The 19,206-nt window shown below is 44.4% G+C and carries 19 protein-coding genes; 12 read left to right on the forward strand and 7 right to left on the reverse strand.

All coding sequences use genetic code 11. The annotated features are described in order from the left end of the window. The first annotated feature begins 4 nt into the window (after positions 1-4). The 12 genes from BCV39_RS00545 to BCV39_RS00600 all read left to right on the forward strand — a co-directional run bounded on the left by BCV39_RS00545 (position 5) and on the right by BCV39_RS00600 (position 9,954). Entirely contained in the window at positions 5-565 is a 561-nt protein-coding gene (locus BCV39_RS00545) for an ureidoglycolate lyase (protein ID WP_004732859.1), read from the forward strand. 14 nt (positions 566-579) lie between these two features. Further along, positions 580-1,896, forward strand: coding sequence for a urate hydroxylase PuuD (locus BCV39_RS00550; protein ID WP_102431651.1), 1,317 nt, complete (start codon positions 580-582; stop codon positions 1,894-1,896). A 226-nt stretch (positions 1,897-2,122) separates the two neighbouring features. Further along, on the forward strand, positions 2,123-2,503 hold the full coding sequence (locus BCV39_RS00555) for a hypothetical protein (RefSeq protein ID WP_102431652.1): 381 nt from the start codon (positions 2,123-2,125) through the stop codon (positions 2,501-2,503). Positions 2,504-2,550: 47 nt separating this feature from the next. Further along, positions 2,551-3,147 carry a DJ-1/PfpI family protein gene (locus BCV39_RS00560; RefSeq protein WP_102431653.1) on the forward strand — a complete coding sequence of 199 codons (597 nt, stop codon included), beginning with the start codon at positions 2,551-2,553 and terminating at the stop codon, positions 3,145-3,147. Between the two features lie 96 nt (positions 3,148-3,243). Beyond that, positions 3,244-3,483: a hypothetical protein gene (locus tag BCV39_RS00565; RefSeq protein WP_102431654.1), complete on the forward strand. Its 240-nt coding sequence runs from the start codon at positions 3,244-3,246 to the stop codon at positions 3,481-3,483. A 16-nt stretch (positions 3,484-3,499) separates the two neighbouring features. Continuing rightward, positions 3,500-3,973 (forward strand): GrpB family protein, encoded by a 474-nt coding sequence (locus tag BCV39_RS00570; protein ID WP_102431655.1) that lies wholly within the window; start codon positions 3,500-3,502, stop codon positions 3,971-3,973. Positions 3,974-4,325: 352 nt separating this feature from the next. Continuing rightward, positions 4,326-5,822, forward strand: coding sequence for an RDD family protein (locus tag BCV39_RS00575; protein WP_102431656.1), 1,497 nt, complete (start codon positions 4,326-4,328; stop codon positions 5,820-5,822). Between the two features lie 38 nt (positions 5,823-5,860). Next, positions 5,861-7,096 carry an MFS transporter gene (locus tag BCV39_RS00580; protein WP_102431657.1) on the forward strand — a complete coding sequence of 412 codons (1,236 nt, stop codon included), beginning with the start codon at positions 5,861-5,863 and terminating at the stop codon, positions 7,094-7,096. A gap of 50 nt (positions 7,097-7,146) precedes the next feature. Continuing rightward, the gene (locus BCV39_RS00585; RefSeq protein ID WP_019821249.1) at positions 7,147-7,617 is read left to right on the forward strand and encodes a GNAT family N-acetyltransferase; all 471 of its coding nucleotides are present in this window, start codon (positions 7,147-7,149) and stop codon (positions 7,615-7,617) included. 247 nt (positions 7,618-7,864) lie between these two features. Further along, entirely contained in the window at positions 7,865-8,383 is a 519-nt protein-coding gene (locus BCV39_RS00590) for a hypothetical protein (RefSeq protein WP_102431658.1), read from the forward strand. 361 nt (positions 8,384-8,744) lie between these two features. Continuing rightward, entirely contained in the window at positions 8,745-9,497 is a 753-nt protein-coding gene (locus BCV39_RS00595) for a hypothetical protein (protein WP_017105037.1), read from the forward strand. A 22-nt stretch (positions 9,498-9,519) separates the two neighbouring features. Further along, positions 9,520-9,954, forward strand: a complete 435-nt coding sequence (locus BCV39_RS00600) for an META domain-containing protein (RefSeq protein WP_017105036.1) — start codon at positions 9,520-9,522, stop codon at positions 9,952-9,954. Between the two features lie 115 nt (positions 9,955-10,069). On the opposite strand, the gene BCV39_RS00605 is transcribed toward BCV39_RS00600, so the two are convergent. The 7 genes from BCV39_RS00605 to xdhA form a co-directional block, all read right to left on the reverse strand. After that, complete coding sequence (locus tag BCV39_RS00605; protein WP_241902282.1) at positions 10,070-10,366, reverse strand: DUF3299 domain-containing protein; 297 nt, start codon at positions 10,364-10,366, stop codon at positions 10,070-10,072. Between the two features lie 464 nt (positions 10,367-10,830). Then, entirely contained in the window at positions 10,831-11,100 is a 270-nt protein-coding gene (locus BCV39_RS23300; RefSeq protein WP_241902284.1) for a hypothetical protein, read from the reverse strand. Between the two features lie 312 nt (positions 11,101-11,412). Continuing rightward, entirely contained in the window at positions 11,413-12,291 is an 879-nt protein-coding gene (locus BCV39_RS00615; protein WP_102433435.1) for an AEC family transporter, read from the reverse strand. Between the two features lie 287 nt (positions 12,292-12,578). Next, positions 12,579-13,913: a guanine deaminase gene (gene guaD / locus BCV39_RS00620; protein ID WP_102433434.1), complete on the reverse strand. Its 1,335-nt coding sequence runs from the start codon at positions 13,911-13,913 to the stop codon at positions 12,579-12,581. Positions 13,914-13,972: 59 nt separating this feature from the next. Continuing rightward, on the reverse strand, positions 13,973-14,854 hold the full coding sequence (gene xdhC / locus BCV39_RS00625) for a xanthine dehydrogenase accessory protein XdhC (RefSeq protein WP_102433433.1): 882 nt from the start codon (positions 14,852-14,854) through the stop codon (positions 13,973-13,975). A gap of 47 nt (positions 14,855-14,901) precedes the next feature. Continuing rightward, positions 14,902-17,307 (reverse strand): xanthine dehydrogenase molybdopterin binding subunit, encoded by a 2,406-nt coding sequence (gene xdhB, locus BCV39_RS00630; RefSeq protein ID WP_102433432.1) that lies wholly within the window; start codon positions 17,305-17,307, stop codon positions 14,902-14,904. Next, positions 17,300-18,745 (reverse strand): xanthine dehydrogenase small subunit, encoded by a 1,446-nt coding sequence (gene xdhA / locus BCV39_RS00635; protein ID WP_102433431.1) that lies wholly within the window; start codon positions 18,743-18,745, stop codon positions 17,300-17,302. The genes xdhB and xdhA overlap by 8 nt, the downstream gene beginning before the upstream one ends. Between the last annotated feature and the right edge of the window lie 461 nt (positions 18,746-19,206).

A 19,206-nucleotide genomic window follows, 5' to 3' on the forward strand; every position in this document is an offset into this window, starting at 1 on the left:
AGATATGAGTAATGGAATACGTCGTTTATCCATCGAACCGTTAACCAAGCAGGCTTTTGCAGAGTTTGGCGATGTTATCGAGTCCGATAATAGTGATTTCTTCATGATCAACAGTGGATCAACACGTCGCTACCACAAGCTAGCGACAACGGATGTGCAAGACCAAGACGGAGAAGCCATCATCAGCATCTTCCAAGCCACACCGTTGAGCTACCCACTGACCATCAAAATGTTAGAGCGTCATCCACTTGGCTCTCAGGCATTCATTCCATTACTTGGTCAACCCTATTTAATTGTTGTTGCGCCAAAAGGCGACGATCCAACATTAGCCAATAGCCGAGCTTTCTTGAGCAACGGCCGTCAAGGAGTGAACTATCACAAAGGGGTGTGGCATCACCCAGTTCTCGCCCTCACCGATCAAGACCAGTTCTTGATCGTCGATAGAGGCGGCGAAGGGCATAACTGTGACGAAGTTTATTTCGACAGCGACCGAGTGGCGTTGCATTTGGACGATCTGCCAACGGACGACAATAAGGAAGAGCAACGCTTAGCTAAAGCGTTGTGATACAGGAGTTTATTATGGATCCGCATATTACAGAGTGGTTGAACTTAGCAATACGCTGGGCTCACATGATTGTTGGTGTTGCGTGGATAGGCGCATCATTTTACTTTGTTTGGTTAGAGAATAACCTTAACCGAGTAAACCCAAAAACGGGCCTTTCAGGCGACTTATGGGCAATTCACGGCGGTGGTATTTATCACCTAGAGAAGTACAAACTTGCGCCACCAGAGATGCCAGAGCACCTGCACTGGTTTAAATGGGAAGCCTACTTCACGTGGATCACCGGTGTGTGTCTACTGGGTGTGGTTTACTACCTCAACGCTGAGATTTACCTGATTGCACCGGGTTCTGGTCTTGATTCAACAACGGCAATCGCGATTGGTATTGGTTCATTCGTTGCCGGTTGGTTTATCTACGACTTACTGTGTGACTCACCATTAGGTAAAACACCCGTACTGCTTGGCGTTGTGCTGTTTGTATTGCTCGTTGCTGCGACCTATGGTCTAACCCAAGTGTTCAGTGGTCGTGGTGCTTACATCCACGTGGGTGCGATTATTGGTACCATCATGGTGGGTAACGTGTTCCGCGTTATCATGCCTGCACAGCGCAACTTGGTGAAAGCGATAGAAGAGAAGCGCGAACCGGATCCGGCATTGCCAGCGAAGGGCTTACTGCGCTCTCGTCACAACAACTACATGACTCTGCCAGTGCTGTTCATCATGATCAGTAACCACTTCCCAAGCACTTATGGCTCGGAATATAACTGGCTGATTCTTGCTGGCTTAGCGATCTTCAGTATCTTGGTGCGTCACTACTTCAACACCCGTCATGGTAGTCAGAAGTTCGCATGGACAGTGCCAGTAGCAGCATTGGGTATGATCACGCTTGCGTTTGTTACCTCACCTTACGCCAAAAAACAGATGACTCCGGTTGTGCAAGTGCCAGTGGTTCAAGAAGCGCAAGTGAGCGCGACAGAATCGACTCCAGAAGATCTTGCTGCGAACAGTACGGCTTCGGCAGTGCTTGATGCTCAAGAGACTCCAGCGCATGCAACGCAACCTGCTAGCGCAGGCGTCAGGTTTGAAACCATCAACAAAGTCATTCAAGAGCGCTGTTCTGTGTGTCACTCATCAACCCCTAGCCACGCCGCTTTTGCTGCTGCGCCAGCCGGTGTGATGTTTGATACGCCAGAAGAGATTAAAGCCAACGTACCAAGAATTGTTGCTCAAACCGTAACAACCAAGGTGATGCCGCTCGGCAACATGACTCAAATGACCGACGAAGAACGCGCACTCATCGGCACTTGGGTAGAGCAAGGCGCTACGCTGCAATAATGATGTGAATCCTTTACCTAAGAGCATGAGTCTTAGGTGAGGCTTGGGGAGAGTTTGGTTTCGGGCACGCGCCAAACTCATCCCACCCTGTTTCCCCGGTTCCTATAACCGGGGCTTTTTGTTTTTGGACAAAGGAAATGCAGAATTATCATTCATTTGGTGACTCTAGGTGCATATGTGAATTAAAGTGAGCCGAATTAACTTCTGTTAGCGCTCTGGAGAAGAGATGAAATATATCGTTGTTGTTTGGGCCCTATTGTCATTTACAGTACAAGCTAGTTGCTTTGTTGTAGGTGATCTCAAAGGTTTTTCTACTCGTCAATTTGAAAGCTTTGAAATTGATAAAGATGGTATTTCATCTCAAAAGTTCATCGTTGAGTTTAAAGGTGAGGAAAGTAGCGTATCTCCAAATAATATGAATTGCTTTCAGGTTGGTTCATCCACTCTAATTTGCGCAGATGTTGGTACTGACGGCAAATCAACTGTTGAGACTTGGGCTGTTTACCCTGAGAAAGAAAAAGTGGTTTACACTAAATCGATAAATGGTTTTGGTGGCTTTAACGGCGCAAACATGTTTGTTGGTAATATCAAAGGGCGTTGCGACTAACTATTTGAAAAATAGTCGTAAGTGTAGTGATTTAGGAAAGGATAAATATGGATATTGCTGTACTAACATTTGACGGATTTAACGAACTGGACTCTTTCATCGCCTCGGGTATTTTGAACCGTATGAAAGAGTTTGGCTGGAATGCGCAGATCACTAGCCCTACAGAATCAGTGACTTCAATGAATGGAGTCACAATTCAATCTCAGCAACCTTTGGAGTTTGCCAATACTGCTGATGCGGTGTTGTTTGGTAGTGGCATGTTGACCCGCGATATCGCCCAAGACGCTAAATTACTCTCAAGGTTAAGCCTTAACCCACAAGCACAATTGATTGGCGGTCAATGCTCAGGGACTCTGTTAATGTCGGTATTGGGGTTACTGAATCAAGTCCCAGCCTGTACTGATTTAACAACGAAGCCATGGGTAATTGAATCCGGTGTGAACGTGTTGGACCAGCCGTTTTATGCGGAAGGTAACATTGCTACAGCGGGTGGCTGTTTGTCGTCTAAATACTTAGCTGCATGGGTTATCTGTAAGCTCGCAGACCAAGCACATGCCGAAGCTGCAATTCACTATGTTGCGCCTGTTGGTGAGAAAGAAGACTCTGTGAATCATTGCATGTCGATAGTAAGTACTTACGTTTAAACTGATTCATTGCGTGCGAAGTTCTGTATAAGGTTCTTGATATGAATCTCTACCCATGGCATTTTTAGTCCCAATTGACTTTAGTTAGGACAAAAAATGGAAGACTTGATAGTCGCGTATTTTAGGGCATTGAGCTCATTCTTTAGGTATATGTTTCAGTCGATATTGATTGAGCTCATTGGTTACGGAGCTGGCTGGATAGTTTGTAAAGTATTCACATTAGGGCGCTTCCCCCCATTGATTCCAACTGAAAAAGAGCGAACCAGAATCTCTTATATCGGAGCTATTAGCATCGTGTTATTTCTGTTAGCAATTGGTGTCTTCAATAGTTTGTGATTCGGAGTGAGGATATATGAAATTTTACCCCGCGGAACAATACCAAGCGGCTTGCAACGAGCTGTTTATCCGATACGAACGTGACATCAGAAAGCTAATCCCTAACGCGAGAGTTGAGCACGTAGGCGCATCTTCTATTCCTTTTGCCGTGTCTAAGGGCGATCTAGATATTTTCGTTGGTGTTGAACTTGGCGAACTTGAGGATGTTATAGATAGACTCACAACACTCGGCTTTACAGAGAAACTCGATACCTTAAGAACGCCCGAACTGTGTATGTTGGAATCTACATCTTCTGATGATGTGGCGTTGCAAGTGGTCGCCAATGGTTCTGAGTTTGAATGCTTTCTAAGGTTTCGTGACAAGCTACGTGCGAATCCTGCATTAGTTCAGCAATACAACACTATAAAAATGGCTTGTGAAGGTTGGTCTCAAGATGAATACCGCGAAAAGAAGTCGAGTTTTATCGAGCATGTGTTGGCTCTGAAATAGTCACCAAACTCCTCGTTTGTAACTCAATGATTAACAAAAATCTCATTAAAACAATGAATTAAGATGCTGATCTCTGTGCTTGAAGATTTACCCGATTAAATTTCCTTTAAACTATCTTGCTACGTTTTATAGCTGTAATTTAAGCAACTAAGCTCACATGTATTACATGGTATATTAGTTTTGGTATTTGCTTGTGTTATGCTTTCTCGATTTTATAAAGCGTTTCTTATCTATTGAAAGCAAAGTGTTTTCTTTCGAATTAATTTCAAGATTTGTCTATCAGTACATCAACCTAACGCTATCAAAAATCAATTTCTCTACGCCAATAATCAATACCACCTTAGGAAAGGACATGTCTGAAGTAATAGAAAACACCCCTACAATTGTACTCGCGTCTCGATGGTCTCGCTTATGGGCATCTATCATTGATGCTTTCGTGTATGCGATTTTCATTGTTCCTGTTTTTCTATATGGCGGTTTGTACGATAAATTGCTTTCCAATGAAACCATTGAGTTAACAGAACAAGTTGCTCTGACTGTTTATAGTTGGGTGGTTTACTTTTTGTGCCAAGGGTACTTACTTCATAAGAAGGGGCAGACAATTGGTAAAAATCTAATGGATATTGCGATTGTCGATATGGAAGGTAAACAAATAGGTTTGCTAAACATAGTGGGCAAACGAATCATTCCTATGGTGGCTGTAGCTTACATACCTTTTATTGGTCCATTTATATCAACGTTTGATTATCTGTTTGTTTTTCGCAAAGACAAACGCTGCTTACATGACTTAATCGCTTGCACTCAAGTTGTCATTGTTTCAAAGAAAAGTTCAGATAGCGACAACTCTGAAATTGGTGTAAATACAACCGAAGTTGTCCCTGCATCTCGATGGCCTCGTTTTTTAGCGTTTTTTATTGATGGTGTCATTACGGCTGTCATCATTGCGCCAATCTTTATGTATACAGATTATTTTCAAAAAACAATCGATACAGGGGTGATAGACCTTAGAGAAGTCGCTGCTGTCTATGCCTATTTAGGGCTGATGTTTTTATTGGTACATGGGTATTTACTGAATAAGAAGGGACAGACGATTGGCAAACATCTAATGGAAATTGCGATTGTCGATATGGAAGGTAAACCTATAGGGTTATATAAAATAGTGGGTAAACGAATGATACCTATGATTCCCTTTACTATTATACCTATCACTGGCCATTTAATATCCATGTTGGATTCTCTTTTCATTTTCCGAAAAAACAGACGTTGCTTGCATGACTTAATCGCAGGCACTCAAGTTGTTAGTGTGTCAGCCAACAATTTAGAAAAAAATGAGCACGAATCATTAGAAAACCCAATAATTGAAAATGCACCTGAAGTAAGACTCGCGTCTAGGTGGCTGCGCTTTTGGGCCGTTTTTATTGATGTCTTAATTGCTGTGGCTATTGTCATGCCAATTTATCTCTATACCGATTATTTCCAAAAAATATTTGAAACAGGGACAGCTGATACAGCAGAACTAATAGCAGTCACTGCTTACGGTTGGCTCGTGTTCCTTTTGTTGAATGGCTATTTACTGCATAAGAAAGGGCAGACTATTGGCAAAAATATAATGGAAATCGCGATTGTCGATATGGATGGCAAGCAACTAGGGTTATTCGAAATAATGATCAAACGAATTTTACCTATGAACATCTTTGTTTATATTCCTGTTATTGGTCAATTTATTGCGTTGCTAAACTATCTGTTTGCTTTACGTAAAAACAGACGTTGCTTGCATGACTTAATCGCGGGAAGTCAGGTTGTTAGTGTTGCTGTTCCTAGAAATCTCGATTTCAGCACTATCGAATAGAGATTCATAATTAAGCACTTACATACTTTAGGCATTTCATGATTCATAAGCTTTTCTCAGCCATTTCTATTTACAGGTATTTACCGAATAACATCTATTATTTAGCACTGGCTAGAATGATTCTGGGAATGGGTAACTTTATCGTTCCATTTTTAGTCTTACTGTTAACCGATAAGTTGGGTTATTCCGCAACAGTCGCAGGTTCCCTTGCCATGGGTGTGACGGGCTCTTACCTTTTAGGGAGCTTTTTAGGTGGGAGATTGGCGGATAGGTTGGGACATAAACGGGTCATGGTGTTTGGCGAGTTTATGTGTGCTGTATTATTGATTATTTGTGGTTTCTTCGCCGATGCTCCGGTCGTCGTACCTGTGTTTTTGTTTTGTGCCTATTTCTTTGGCGGCTTAGCGTTGCCCGCGAGTAATGCTTTAGTTGCTGACCTTTCTACCCCTCAGAATCGTGATGCAGTTATGTCACTGAGTTATCTAGCCTATAACTTTGGTTCAGCTCTTGGTCCTGTTATGGCTGGGTACTTGTTCTGGAATCACACTGACTGGATATTTTTCGGCAACGGTTTTGCGGCTCTTTTTTGTGTTGTTATTGTTGCTACGTTTGTGAGAGTGCAAACTGGAATAGAATCGGCCAACGATAGCGAGCTCGAACAGCCGGTCTCAGGCTCTGTTTGGTCCGTTCTACGAGCAAGGCCACGGCTTTTGTTGTTCACTTTTCTATGTGGATTACTGTGGTATTCGCTAAATCAAATGACTATGGCGAGTCCATTGTATTTGAGTCATGTGTTTGGAGAGCAAGGCCCAATTATTTTCGGGCAACTTATGACTTACGCTTGTGTTGTAGTGGTGCTGATTACGCCAATCTTAATGAAGTTCACGTCAGGTAAGGCTGAAACCGTAAGCCTTGCTTATGCAGGCTTTATGTTTGCCTTTGGTTATATGCTCGTCATGTTGTTTCCCAACATTCCTGTTCATTTCTTTGCTTGGCTATTTCTATCTGCGGGCGAGGTTCTTCTTTTGACAAAAGAGGGCATATATTTAGCAAACAACTCCCCGTCGAGTCATCGTGGACGCATTCAAGGCGTGCTCATTACCTTGCGAACGGTTTTCGTCATGCCTAGTTTTATCGTGATTGGCTACTTTATCGATGATTATGGGTACACTTTCACTTGGTTTAGTGTGATATTAATTTCAGTTGTTGGTGCCGTTGGTTTTTATCTTATGTCAGCTAAGGGGAAGCAATCTCCAGCGTTAGTCACCGAGTAGTTATTCGATTTACTAGCAAGTAGTATCTTTTAGTCACCAGAGGTAGGCTTATGATTACAATTAGAAAAGCGGTTGAGTCTGATGCTCAGGATATTTTCGATATTCGAAGCCGTGCCATTGTCGAGAAGTGCTCGGCTTATTACTCAGAAGAACAGCTGTCAATATGGACGCAGGGTGGAATGTCTGATGGATTCATCAGTGATGTAGTTGAAACCTTCCACGTTTCAGAAGTTGATGGTCGAGTGATTGGCAGCGGTAAGATCAACATCGAAACCGGTATGGTTGATGCTATTTTTGTTGACCCTGACTTTGCAGGAAAAGGCGCAGCGAAGCAGATGTTGCAGTTCTTAGAGGAGCTCGCGATTCAACACAACTTGCCCTTAATGAAGTTAGAATCGACCCTGAATGCCGCTACGTTTTATCGTTCGTGTGGCTTTATTGGCGATGAACTTTCCACTTATCACTCGCCTAGAGGTATTAGCCTCGATTGCATCCCTATGGAAAAGCCGGTGGTTGCTTAAATAAACAGCGCCAATACCAATCTTGGTGCTGTTTTTACTTTCCCCTTACACTCTTTTCTAACATCGAACCTAGTATCAAATTTCTCTTTGTTATACAGGCAAGTCTCTCATTATGAAGAACTTCTTTGATAGCGAACTCATGCTCTCTAGCTCCTTGAATTTCGTTTTGCTATCACTAGGGCTAACGCTCCTTTTTCATCTTCCGATTTGGTGTGGGTTAAACTTGAGCCGACGAAAGTGGAAGCTTATGGATTATTTATGGCCGTTTCTGGCGGGTATCGGGATGCTGGGTGCAGTGTCTGAGATTCGTGCGAAAGTAGCGGGTGATTGGGTTGAAACAGAACAAACCAGAGCGGTGGCGATTTTAGAGTCGGTTCAGCAGTTTTCTTTGGATAAGCTGAGAAGTGATACCTGCACCGGTCAACCATCTTTGGATAATCACGCTCAGCACCATGAAGCGTGTTTGTGGTATTTGAATACCGCAATTACGTTCAAAGATGTCGATTTCACCTTGCTACCGAATGCATCGGATTTTACGGTTCCTGCGCCGAGCGTTTCGCTGGTGGAAAGCGATGCGGTGTGGGTGGATGGTATGTTGAGTCAGTATGAGAAGCAGAAAAACCAATACATTAAAACCAGAGAGGCCCAGGTCAAGCAGCCACTAGAAAGCCTCTTTTGGTATGTAAGCCCTTATTTAGTTTGCTTTGCGATAGCTCTCCGCCTTACTAAGGTGACGGCAGAACTTAAACTGGACAAGCTTGGGTAAACTACCGTTTAGATTCAGTGGGTATGGCTTTCTTTGACGAGGAAGCCTCTCGTTTTCTTTTCCGTGTTAGTCATTTTATTATTTGATAAATAACCATACGCAACTCAGTTTAAATTATTGTGTGGCTAATATTACCGTCCCCCTAATTTATAGACTTTTGTGTTCATTGGTTTTTTTCTTACTGATCTTGTTAAATGTTATATTTCTAGTTCTAAAGTATGATAGTTATATTATTATAAACCGTAAAAAAGTATGCGCCCCAACTTGATTCTAATATATTATTTTATCATGTGTTGTTTTTCTTATTTTTTGTACATAACATCCTGCCAGCTAAATACTTATTAAATATTAAGGTCAGTATATGCTGGAGAAAATTAAACTTACATTTCTATTATTAACCCTGCTTTTTTCTAACTCGGTCCTAAGTTCAACACTATTTATCAAGAATAGCTTGGACATGTCTGGAGAAAGTGGCAGCGAGGAGATGAAAGCTTTTTATTCAATTAACAAAGGTGCTTGGGTTGATATTGAACAGCTTGATATGAATGACCCGAGCTCCCTGTCTAATCTCATTAGTTACACTGATGGTGATAGGTTAAGAATCAAAGTTATCACACCGACTAAGCGATTCGTTAGTCAAGGTATGTCTATACCTTACTTCCGTAACTCTCAACCTCATATGTTTGAAATTAAAGGCACGACATTGCCAGAAGAAGTTCATATTCAAATAGATGGTGTATTAGGGCGAGGAACGATCAAGCGTGCCTTTACTACCGATTCTGGCTGGCAATATCGTGTCACGACCTGTGGCGGTGCCGGTATTGTGATTGCCTGTGCTGTTGGTGATTATGGTGAGCTAGTGATGCGTTTCGCTGGTATTACAACAATCCCTGTTTTCTCTGGTTCATCTTATATTGATGAGCGATTCTTCGATAAGCTTGAGAAGGGGAAACAGATCGAATTACTCGATAATAAGGGGCATTATTTCAGCGGCTTGTTTTACCATGAGGTGAAAATTTGGGACCGAGAAGCTGGAGAGATTTTTGACCTTAAAGCTGGCGGGTTAGGGCTGGGAATGGGTGAAGCAGTCTCAATTAAATTCACACGTTGGTAATTCATAAGTAACGGAAAGAATAATGAAAAAAGTAATTTTATCGCTTAGTGTGTTGTTATTTTCTGGAGTGTTAGGAACAGCCGTTCAAGCGCAAGAAATAGAAACCTCTCATGAGTTATCACCAATGCACCAGGCTGTTATGGGGCCTTGGAATCTTATTCGTGTTAATGGTGAGCAGCCGACACACCAAGCATCAATACAAATAGCACGAGACAACATTTATGGCCGTACGGGGTGTAACCATTTTTTCACCCACGTGACGACATTTGAACAGGGCTATTTGGCATTCACCCCAATTGTCAGCACGAGAATGGGCTGTAGTGGAACTCAAGCGATTCAAGAGAATTTGATTTTTGATACATTCGAAGAGAGCGTTACTGTGGCTTACGACGATGTAGGTGAACAGCTGACGATTATCGGGCATGACAATACGTTGATTTTCGAACCGTCAAGCTAGTCTGGGATTGATTGGATGTTAAAAAGAGCCTCGATGCGGCTCTTTTTGTTATAGGTTATGAGTTGTCGGTGAAACCAAAGCTAGCATTAGCACTTCGTGGTTCACGCCGTTTTAGTTAGTGGTAATTCACTACCAACGAAGCATTCATATCGTACCCCATGGTCAGATCGGTATCGCCATCGACAAGATATACATTGTCGGTGGTCAGTTTTGACGAAATCACGCCTTCTACCCAAACTGGGTACTGAACGGTTTCTACTTTGTAGCCTTCGGGGTAAGAGACTCTGACAATTTGGTTCGCTGGTGGTGGTGGCATATGTATGCACGCTCCTGCTGTAGGAACTAACAAGAATTCGGTAGCAACGAGGGGCGCTGAGAAAGCAATTGGAACCAGGAATCCAGGTATACGCACCTTCTTACCGTCAAAGTCTTGAGTCAATGTCTCTGATGCTCGCTGTTGATGCTCGCTGTTGATTCGCGATGTATTTCGAACGCAGCTTCAGTAATTCATCGGCGCCTAGCCCTTCTGATGTTAATTTTTGCTGCGCTAAGTATGTTGAATACAAGATGTCTCATCAAATGGCTACTTTGCTTTTAAGAACATTTACTTACAGTCAGTTAACTAAAATTGTATCTAACCCCAAGTTGTAGTTGAGGCCCATAAATCCCGTTGTTCTTAGAAGATATCGAGAACGCGGCTTTATCCGTTGCATGGAATCTCGCGCCAAACGTAAAGATCGAATGCTCTCCATTTGCACCGACCATGACATTTGCCTCTACTCGTTGGGTAATCCAGGCTCGAAGCCCTGCGTTGAATTCAATAAAGGCTTTGCTTTTCCCTGGAGCGTAAGAGCCTTTGTTGTAGTGAAGAAATAATTAAGTATTGAGATCGATGGCTTGGTTGATAGGACCGTAAACTTGAGGGCCGATATAGACGTCATAGTTGTCTTCATCGAGATCGGCATTTGAGCTTACTCCACCCAGAAGCGCCAGGCTGTCATTGATATCTCGCCCCCCTTCCAAGCTAATACCATTTGGCTTTGTTTGAATCCCAAGCTCTACAAAATCTGTAGTGAAATTTGCAGCAGACAATGCTTGGTGAGAGAAGGTACATAGCAGTAGAGGTATTAAATTTTTAATTTTCATATGACTTATAAAAGGTAATGCTAGCGGGGCGAAAATCGGATGGTATTTTATTAACTAGGTAACTTGAGGAAGATGAAGCTCGAGGAGAACAAAGTCAAAATAAATAAAATATTTTGTTGTTCATTTTTGTGTTTTTGTTCAGAAAGGGGGGGGGGGAGGGAAAGAGTGATATCAAACTTATTTTGTATTGAGTTTCTATTTTGTGCGTTTATTAAACATTAACGTAAACATCAACAATGATATTTATTCTTAGGGTGGGAACTTTATGTTTTTATCTTGTGTGCCTGTCGTACAGCGGACTTGCAGTAATTTTTAGGGCATCGACAGGGCAAAAGACAGCAATATCGGCAGCGTTACCACACTTAAGAAGTTACCGAACAACACCATAGACGCGACCTTGGGTGGCTCGACATTGAAGCGTTCTGCAAACAGGTAGTTCATCACGGCGGGCGGCAGCATGGTGAACAGCACCATCATTTGTAGGTGCAGCGTTGGCAGTGGGATAAAGAAGTAGATGATGGTAAAGGCGATGGCTCCGGTAAACAGCGATTGAGCCGTGCACAACAAGCCGACCTTTAATCCACTTAGCCTCAAGTTGACCATTTGCGACCCCAACGACAGCAGCATGATAGGCACGGCTGCTTGCCCAAGTAGCGATGTGGCTTCGTAGATTGGATTCCAAACTGCAATGCCAGATAGGTTCAACGTCATCGCTAACGCAGCTGCTAAGAATATCGGCATTTTGAGGATCTGTTTGATCGGATTACCTTCACTCAATAGTGCCAAACCGACACTAATGTGCACACACGCCGATACCACAAACAGCAATACCGCAGGGGCTAACGCGCTCTCACCAAAGGTATAAGTGAACAGGGGAATAGCCAGGTTGCCACTGTTGCGAAACATGTGTGGCGGAGCCCAAGCTTTGAAGTTGAGCTTAAAGATCTTACAGATTGGTATCATCAATAAAGCAGGCACTAACACCGCGACCAAAGAAGCTGTGATGAGTGGCAGTTGTTCTGTGTCGAGAGGCATGGTGGTCAGCGAGGCAAACACCAAAGCAGGGATACAAACATCCATGTTGATGCGATTGATCGGTTTGAAATCGGGTTTGAGCCAACGACCGACAGCAAAGCCAGCACTGGCTAGAGCAAAAACGGGAAACAGAATGCTGACGACCTGTTCGAACATAGAATTCCTTTCTAGATTTAGTGCTTCCATTTAGCTGAGAAACGAATGTTTGAGAGAGACGCTAAAGTGAAGTATGAAGTCGAGATGTATAAACATTAACCTATCAATATAATGACTTGGCGTCACCGAAGATCGTTGTCTGTGAGCGGTTAATTTATATTTCTTTGAATGAAGCACAAAAAAGACCAGTGGCATCAGCAACTGGTCTTTCAAGGATAGATAAATCTGGACGGATTTTTAATTAACGACGGCTGCCGCTGTCTAGCGATTGTTACTCGGTTTTAAGTCTAGCTAACGAGCTTTTGGTAATCTTTGAAGTTCACATCGTAGGCTTTTTCTCCGTAGATGTAAGTCTCGCTGACGGTTCTGTCGTCACCCAAACTCATTAGCACAAATAGTTTCTCTTCGAGCTTTGTGGCTTGTTCCATTCTAAAGCGCATCAGTTGCGTGGCGTGTAAGTCGAGCACCACGAAATCCGCTTCTTTACCGACTTCCAAGTTACCAATCTTGTCTTCTAAATGCAGTGAACGTGCACCACCTAATGTGGCTAAGAACAGTGATTTGGCTGGGTGCAACTTCTTATGTTGTAGTTGCATGATCTTGTAGGCTTCACTCATGGTTTGCAGAATCGAGAAGCTAGTGCCTGCGCCTACATCGGTACCCATACCAACACGAATGCCGTGCTCTTCCATTTCGGGTAATCGGAATAAACCTGAGCCTAAGAACAGGTTAGAGGTCGGACAGAAAGCGATGGCAGATTCGGTATCCGCTAGACGCTTACATTCGCAGTCAGACAGGTGAATACCATGGGCGAATACGGAGCGTTTGTGCAGTAGACCATAGTGGTCATATACATCCAAATAGCTGTCGCGTTCAGGGAACAGTTCTTTTACCCATTCAATCTCTTTCTCGTTTTCAGAAAGGTGCGTGTGCATGTACACATCTGGGTATTCTTCAAGAAGTTTACCAACGGTCGCCAATTGCTCTGGTGTGCTGGTTGGCGCGAAACGAGGCGTCACCGCGTAAAGCAAACGGCTGCGGTTGTGCCACTTCTCAATCAGTTCTTTGGAATCAGCGTAGCCAGATTCTGGCGTGTCGGTGAGGTAGTCTGGCGCATTGCGATCCATTAAAACCTTACCTGCGATCATACGTAGGTTGCGCTTCTCTGCTTCTTCAAAGAAAACGTTAACCGACTCTTTGTGCACGGTGCCGAACACGAGTGCTGTGGTGGTGCCGTTGCTTGCTAGTTCGTCTAGGAATAGCTTCGCCACTTTGTGTGCATAAACTGGGTTTTTGAAGCGTTTCTCTTCTGGGAAGGTGTAGTTCTCTAACCAATCAAGTAGCTGCTCACCGTAAGACGCGATCATCCCTGTTTGAGGGTAGTGGATGTGCGTATCAATAAAGCCAGAGGTGATCAGCTTATCTTTGTATTCTTTTACTTCGAGTGTTTTAGGCTGGCGAGCCAATACGTCATCGGCATGGCCTAAATCGACGATGTGGCCGTTCTCAACCACTAAAACACCGTCTTCAAAATAGTCGTAAGACTCATCGATACCGACATCTTTTGGGTCGGCGACGCTGTGTAAAATACTGGCGCGATAAGCTTTGCGTTGCGTTGTCATGTTTACTTCCTTTTAATGACTTCAGCGACGTGATGGCCACTGAAGCTTTGCGACTTGTATTAGGCGATCTTCTCTTCCAATGGTGGTTCGCCTACATCGCTTGGTTGACTGTGTTGATCGGTCAAATCCTGATTTCGATATTGTTTGGTTGGGCGCTTTTGTTCAAGCGCTTGGCCTTGATAGTGTGCGATCAGTTCACCCGCAACCGATACCGCAATTTCGGCAGGATGTTTACCATTCACGGCGCTAATGCCAATCGGGCAAATCATGGTTTCAATTTGCTCTTGGCTATAGCCACGCTGTTCTAAGCGGAAGTCGAATTTCTTACGCTTAGTAAGCGAGCCGATCATGCCAAAGTAACGGCTGTCTTCACGGTCGATAATCGCTTTGGTTAGGTCAAAATCGAGCTGGTGGTTGTGGGTCATCACTAGGTAATAGCTGTTCGGTGGCATGTGTTTCACTTCACCGACTGGATCGTCTGAGACAAGCTTTTTCACACCGTGTGGCAGCGCTTCAGGGAATACTTCTTCGCGTTCATCAATCCAGGTCACGCGGAAGGGCAGGGTTGCGACAATGTGTAGTAGCGCTTTGGCAACGTGGCCTGCGCCGAACAACACAAGGTGGTTCTGCTGAGTGCCAATCGGTTCAAAGCTTAACGTTGCCATTCCGCCACAACATTGGCCTAAACGAGCGCCTAGGTTGAAGCGTTCTACTTTGAGTGATTTCTCGCTGGCAATCAGCATTTCACGCGCCATTTTGGTGGCCACATGTTCAAGATGACCACCACCAATCGTAGCGATGATTCGGTCACGAGTTACAAGCATCTTGGTACCCGCATCACGCGGCACTGAGCCTTTGTCTTCAAGCACTGTCACCATCACACATGGTTCGTAGTTCTCTTCCAGTTTTGCCAGTTCGTGAATCCAATTATCCTTAAACATACGTCCTCCTAAATCCCTTTTATGCTTCCCTAGCGGTCTATTACGTCCTAAGCCGTTTCTGATTGTGCATCGACCGAAGTCGGAGCCGTTTCAGTTACTTCCTGTATCGCCATCAGAATACGCTCTGGCGTTGCAGGTGTGTTGAGCTTTGGAATCGTGCCATCGACGGCTACGTAGCTAATCGCATCTTTCAGTGCGCTCCATACCGACATACCCAACATGAAAGGTGGTTCACCCACGGCTTTCGAATTGAAGACAGTGTCTTCTGGGTTGCTGCGGTTTTCCAAAAGGTGCGTTCTGAAATCAATCGGCATATCAGCAATCGCTGGGATTTTGTAGCTTGCAGGACCGTTGGTCATTAAGCGACCTTGTTGGTTCCATACTAGCTCTTCTGTCGTCAACCAGCCGACACCTTGCACAAAGCCGCCTTCGACTTGGCCGATATCAATCGCAGGGTTCAATGAAGCCCCCACGTCATGCAGAATATCGACACGCAGAATCTTGTTTTCGCCAGTTAGAGTATCGATGATAACCTCTGAACAAGATGCGCCATACGCGTAGTAGTAGAATGGGCGACCGCGCGCTTTCTCGTGATCGTAGTAGATCTTCGGAGTGCGGTAGAAGCCAGTGCTCGACAGCGAGATTTGGTTAAACCAAGCCAGTTCAACAAACGAGTTAAAGGTCATGATCTCATCGCGGATCTGCACCATACCGTTCTTGAAGATGACTTCTTCAGGCCAAACTTTGAAGTGTGAAGAAGCAAATTCGATCAAGCGCTGCTTAATGGTTATTGCGGCGTTTTGCGCGGCCTTACCGTTGAGGTCGGCGCCCGATGAGGCTGCGGTTGGTGATGTGTTCGGAACTTTGTCTGTGTTTGTAGCGGTGATCTGGATACGTTCGACATCGACTTGGAACTCCTGTGCAACGATTTGTGCCACTTTGATGTTCAAGCCTTGCCCCATTTCCGTACCACCGTGATTCAAATGAATACTGCCATCGGTGTAGATATGGATGAGCGCACCTGCTTGGTTCAAGAAAGTCGCAGTAAACGAGATACCGAATTTCACTGGTGTGATTGCTAGACCCTTCTTCAAGATAGGGCTTTGCTTGTTGAACTCAGCAATGTCTTTACGACGTGCGTGATAGTCACTGCTGCGCTCAAGCTGTTCGGTTATCTCAGGTAAAAAGTTGTCTTCAACGGTTTGGTAGTAATGGGTCACGTTACGGCCTTCTTCGCCGTAGTAGTTTGCCTTACGTACTTCCAAAGGATCTTTTTTCAGGTAACGCGCAATCTCGTCCATGATGTGTTCAATAGTCATCATGCCTTGCGGGCCACCAAAGCCACGATAAGCGGTATTCGATGCTGTGTTGGTTTTGCATCGGTGACCGACCACAGTTGCATCACCTAGATAATAGGCGTTGTCTGAGTGGAACATCGCGCGGTCTACGATTGAGCTTGATAAGTCTGGTGAGTAACCACAGTTACCTGCAACGGTAATGTCGGCACCTTGAATCACACCATTGTCGTTAAAACCGACTGTGTATTGATTGTAGAACGGGTGACGTTTACCGGTTTGCTGCATGTCTTCACTGCGCAGCAAACGCATTTTGGTTGGGCGACCAGTGAGGTGAGCAATAACCGCAGCCATACACGCTGGAGAGGCTGCTTGAGTCTCTTTACCACCGAAACCACCACCCATACGACGCATATCAATCACGACTTTGTGCATTGGCACACCAATCACTTCCGCAACCAGTTTTTGAACTTCGGTCGGGTTTTGAGTCGAGGTGTAGACGATCATACCGCCGTCTTCGGTTGGCATCACGCTACTGATTTGAGTTTCTAGGTAGAAGTGCTCTTGGCCGCCGATCTCTAGATCACCAGAGATCACGTGTTTTGCTTTTGCCAATGCTGCTTTCGAGTCACCACGCTGCTGGGTGTGGCTCTCTGTGACGAAGTGCTCTTTTGCCAGTGCTTCTTTCACATCAAGAATCGCAGGTAGCTCTTCGTATTCAATAACGGCTGCATGTGCGGCTTTGCGTGCGGTTTCTAAATCGTTAGCAGCCACGGCAATCACAGGTTGGCCGTAATATTCGACTTTGCCATCGGCAAGCAGTGGGTCACCCGGAAGAATCGCACCGATATCCAGTTCACCTGGTACGTCTTTGGCTTGAATGGCAATCGCCACACCTTCGAATTCGTAACACGGTGATAAATCTATTTTGGTGATGTTGGCGTGTGCTTGAGTGCTCAGGCGAGCGTAGACGTGCAGCTGATTTGGGAACTCAAGGCGGTCATCGATGTATACCGCTTCGCCCGTGACTTGCTTGGCTGCACTATCGTGTTTAACGCTTTTACCTACGCCAGTTTTTAGGTCTTGTTTTGCAATGGTAACCATCTCTTCGTGGGTCATCGCATTGCTCTTGTGAACAGAGGAATTTGATTTAGACATAAGACGTTACCCTTGTTTCGATTTGGTTGTTTTTGTTCTGTTGTTCAATGAAGTAGCGACGCAACATATTTGCTGCCGACAATGAACGGTATTCTTGGCTTGCACGGAAATCAGATAGCGGCTCAAAGTCGTTATACAGTTCCTGCATTGCTAACTTAATATTAGCGTCTGTCCACGGTTTGCCTAATAACGTATTTTCACAACGCGCCGCGCGCTTAGGTGTTGCAGCCATACCACCGAAAGCGATACGAGCGTAAGAAACCTTGCCATCTTCGATTTGAATATCAAACGCACCACACACTGCAGAGATATCATCGTCTAAACGTTTAGACAGTTTGTAAGCTCGGAAGCTGTCGTTGGTTGGCTTAGGAATGATGATCTGTTCAATGAACTCACTCTCTTTTTGCGCTGTCACTTTGTAGCTGATGAAGTAATCTTCAATCGGCATGGTGCGTGACTCATCACCACAACGAAGTTTGATCTTCGCGTTCAGGGCAATCAGTAGAGGAGGGGTATCACCGATAGGTGAAGCGTTGGCAACATTGCCACCGATGGTGCCTTGGTTACGAACTTGAAGTGAAGCAAAGCGGTGCAATAGTTCCCCAAAATCTGGGTAGTGTTTTTTCAGTAGTGAGTAAGAATCGCTGATAGGTAGGTTGGCACCAATGATTAAATCGGTGTCGGTCTCTTCGCATACCTTCATGTCTTCAACAAGGTTTACGCTGATCAGTGTTTCAATCTCGCGATGGAATTGTGTCACTTCCAGTGCTAAATCCGTGCCGCCAGCAACCAGCTTCGCGTTCGGATGCGCTTGAAAAAGCTTGGCCAACTCGTCAGTGCTTTTCGGGGAAAAAGCGGTGAGGTGACCAAGGCGTAAGTTGGCCTCGGTGTCTTGAATACCTTCTAGCTTCTTGATGGTGTTGCGTTCAAGCTCAGCAAATTGGTCGATCAAAGGTTGGTCTGTTGAAAGCGACATCGCGGCATCAACGATTGGTCGGTAGCCTGTACAACGACATAGGTTACCCGCCAGTGATTCCATGACGTCTTCTTTGCTCGCATCGGGTTTGTTCTTGCCTAGGGCAAACATCGACATGATGAAGCCCGGCGTGCAGTAACCACACTGTGAACCGTGAAAATCGACGACCGCTTTCTGTACCGGGTGTAATGACTTATCTCGGTTTTGCAGATCTTCTACTGTGATCAGCTGCTTACCGTGTAACGCTGACACAAATGTAAGGCAAGAGTTCACCGAACGGTATTGCAGTTGTCCATTAACTACTTCACCGAGAACGACGGTACATGCGCCACAGTCACCTGACCCACAACCTTCTTTGGTACCGGTTTTATTAACCTTGGTACGAAGGTAGTTGAGCACTGTCATGTTAGGTGACAGATTGTCTTCACGTCTTATTTCCTGATTGAGCAAAAAAGTAATCAAGAGACCTCCTTGTAAATCGACATTGTTCCATGTGTATTCTTTTTGACTTCTAGGTCAATAATTATCCATCCTGACCCTGTGGTCAACTATTTATTTACAAAAATGCAACAACATTGCACTTTGGTGGATTGTGTACAATTTAATTTTGGATGTAGTTGTTTGTTTTATTGGGATTTAAATTGGAAGTGTTGAGTTTTGTGGTGTGAATGAATTAATGGCTATGTATACAAAATAAAGACAATAATTTTTGCATTAGGGAGTAAATGTTATAGAGGCTAAGAGCACTATTCTGCTCAGAAACGAGAGTATTTTGAGGTGAAATGAGTCGATCTTCGCGTCTATCATTATAGGGAGGGTATAAAAAAGAGAAGTAATCGCAGAGGCTTACTTCTCTCCCGTCTTGTTAACAAAAAGTTGTTAACTGATAGTTGCCAACAAGAAACTATTAGCAGTTAGTCATT

Source organism: Vibrio sp. 10N.286.55.E10 (genome assembly GCF_002872555.1).
GTDB classification, from domain to species: Bacteria; Pseudomonadota; Gammaproteobacteria; order Enterobacterales; family Vibrionaceae; genus Vibrio; species Vibrio crassostreae.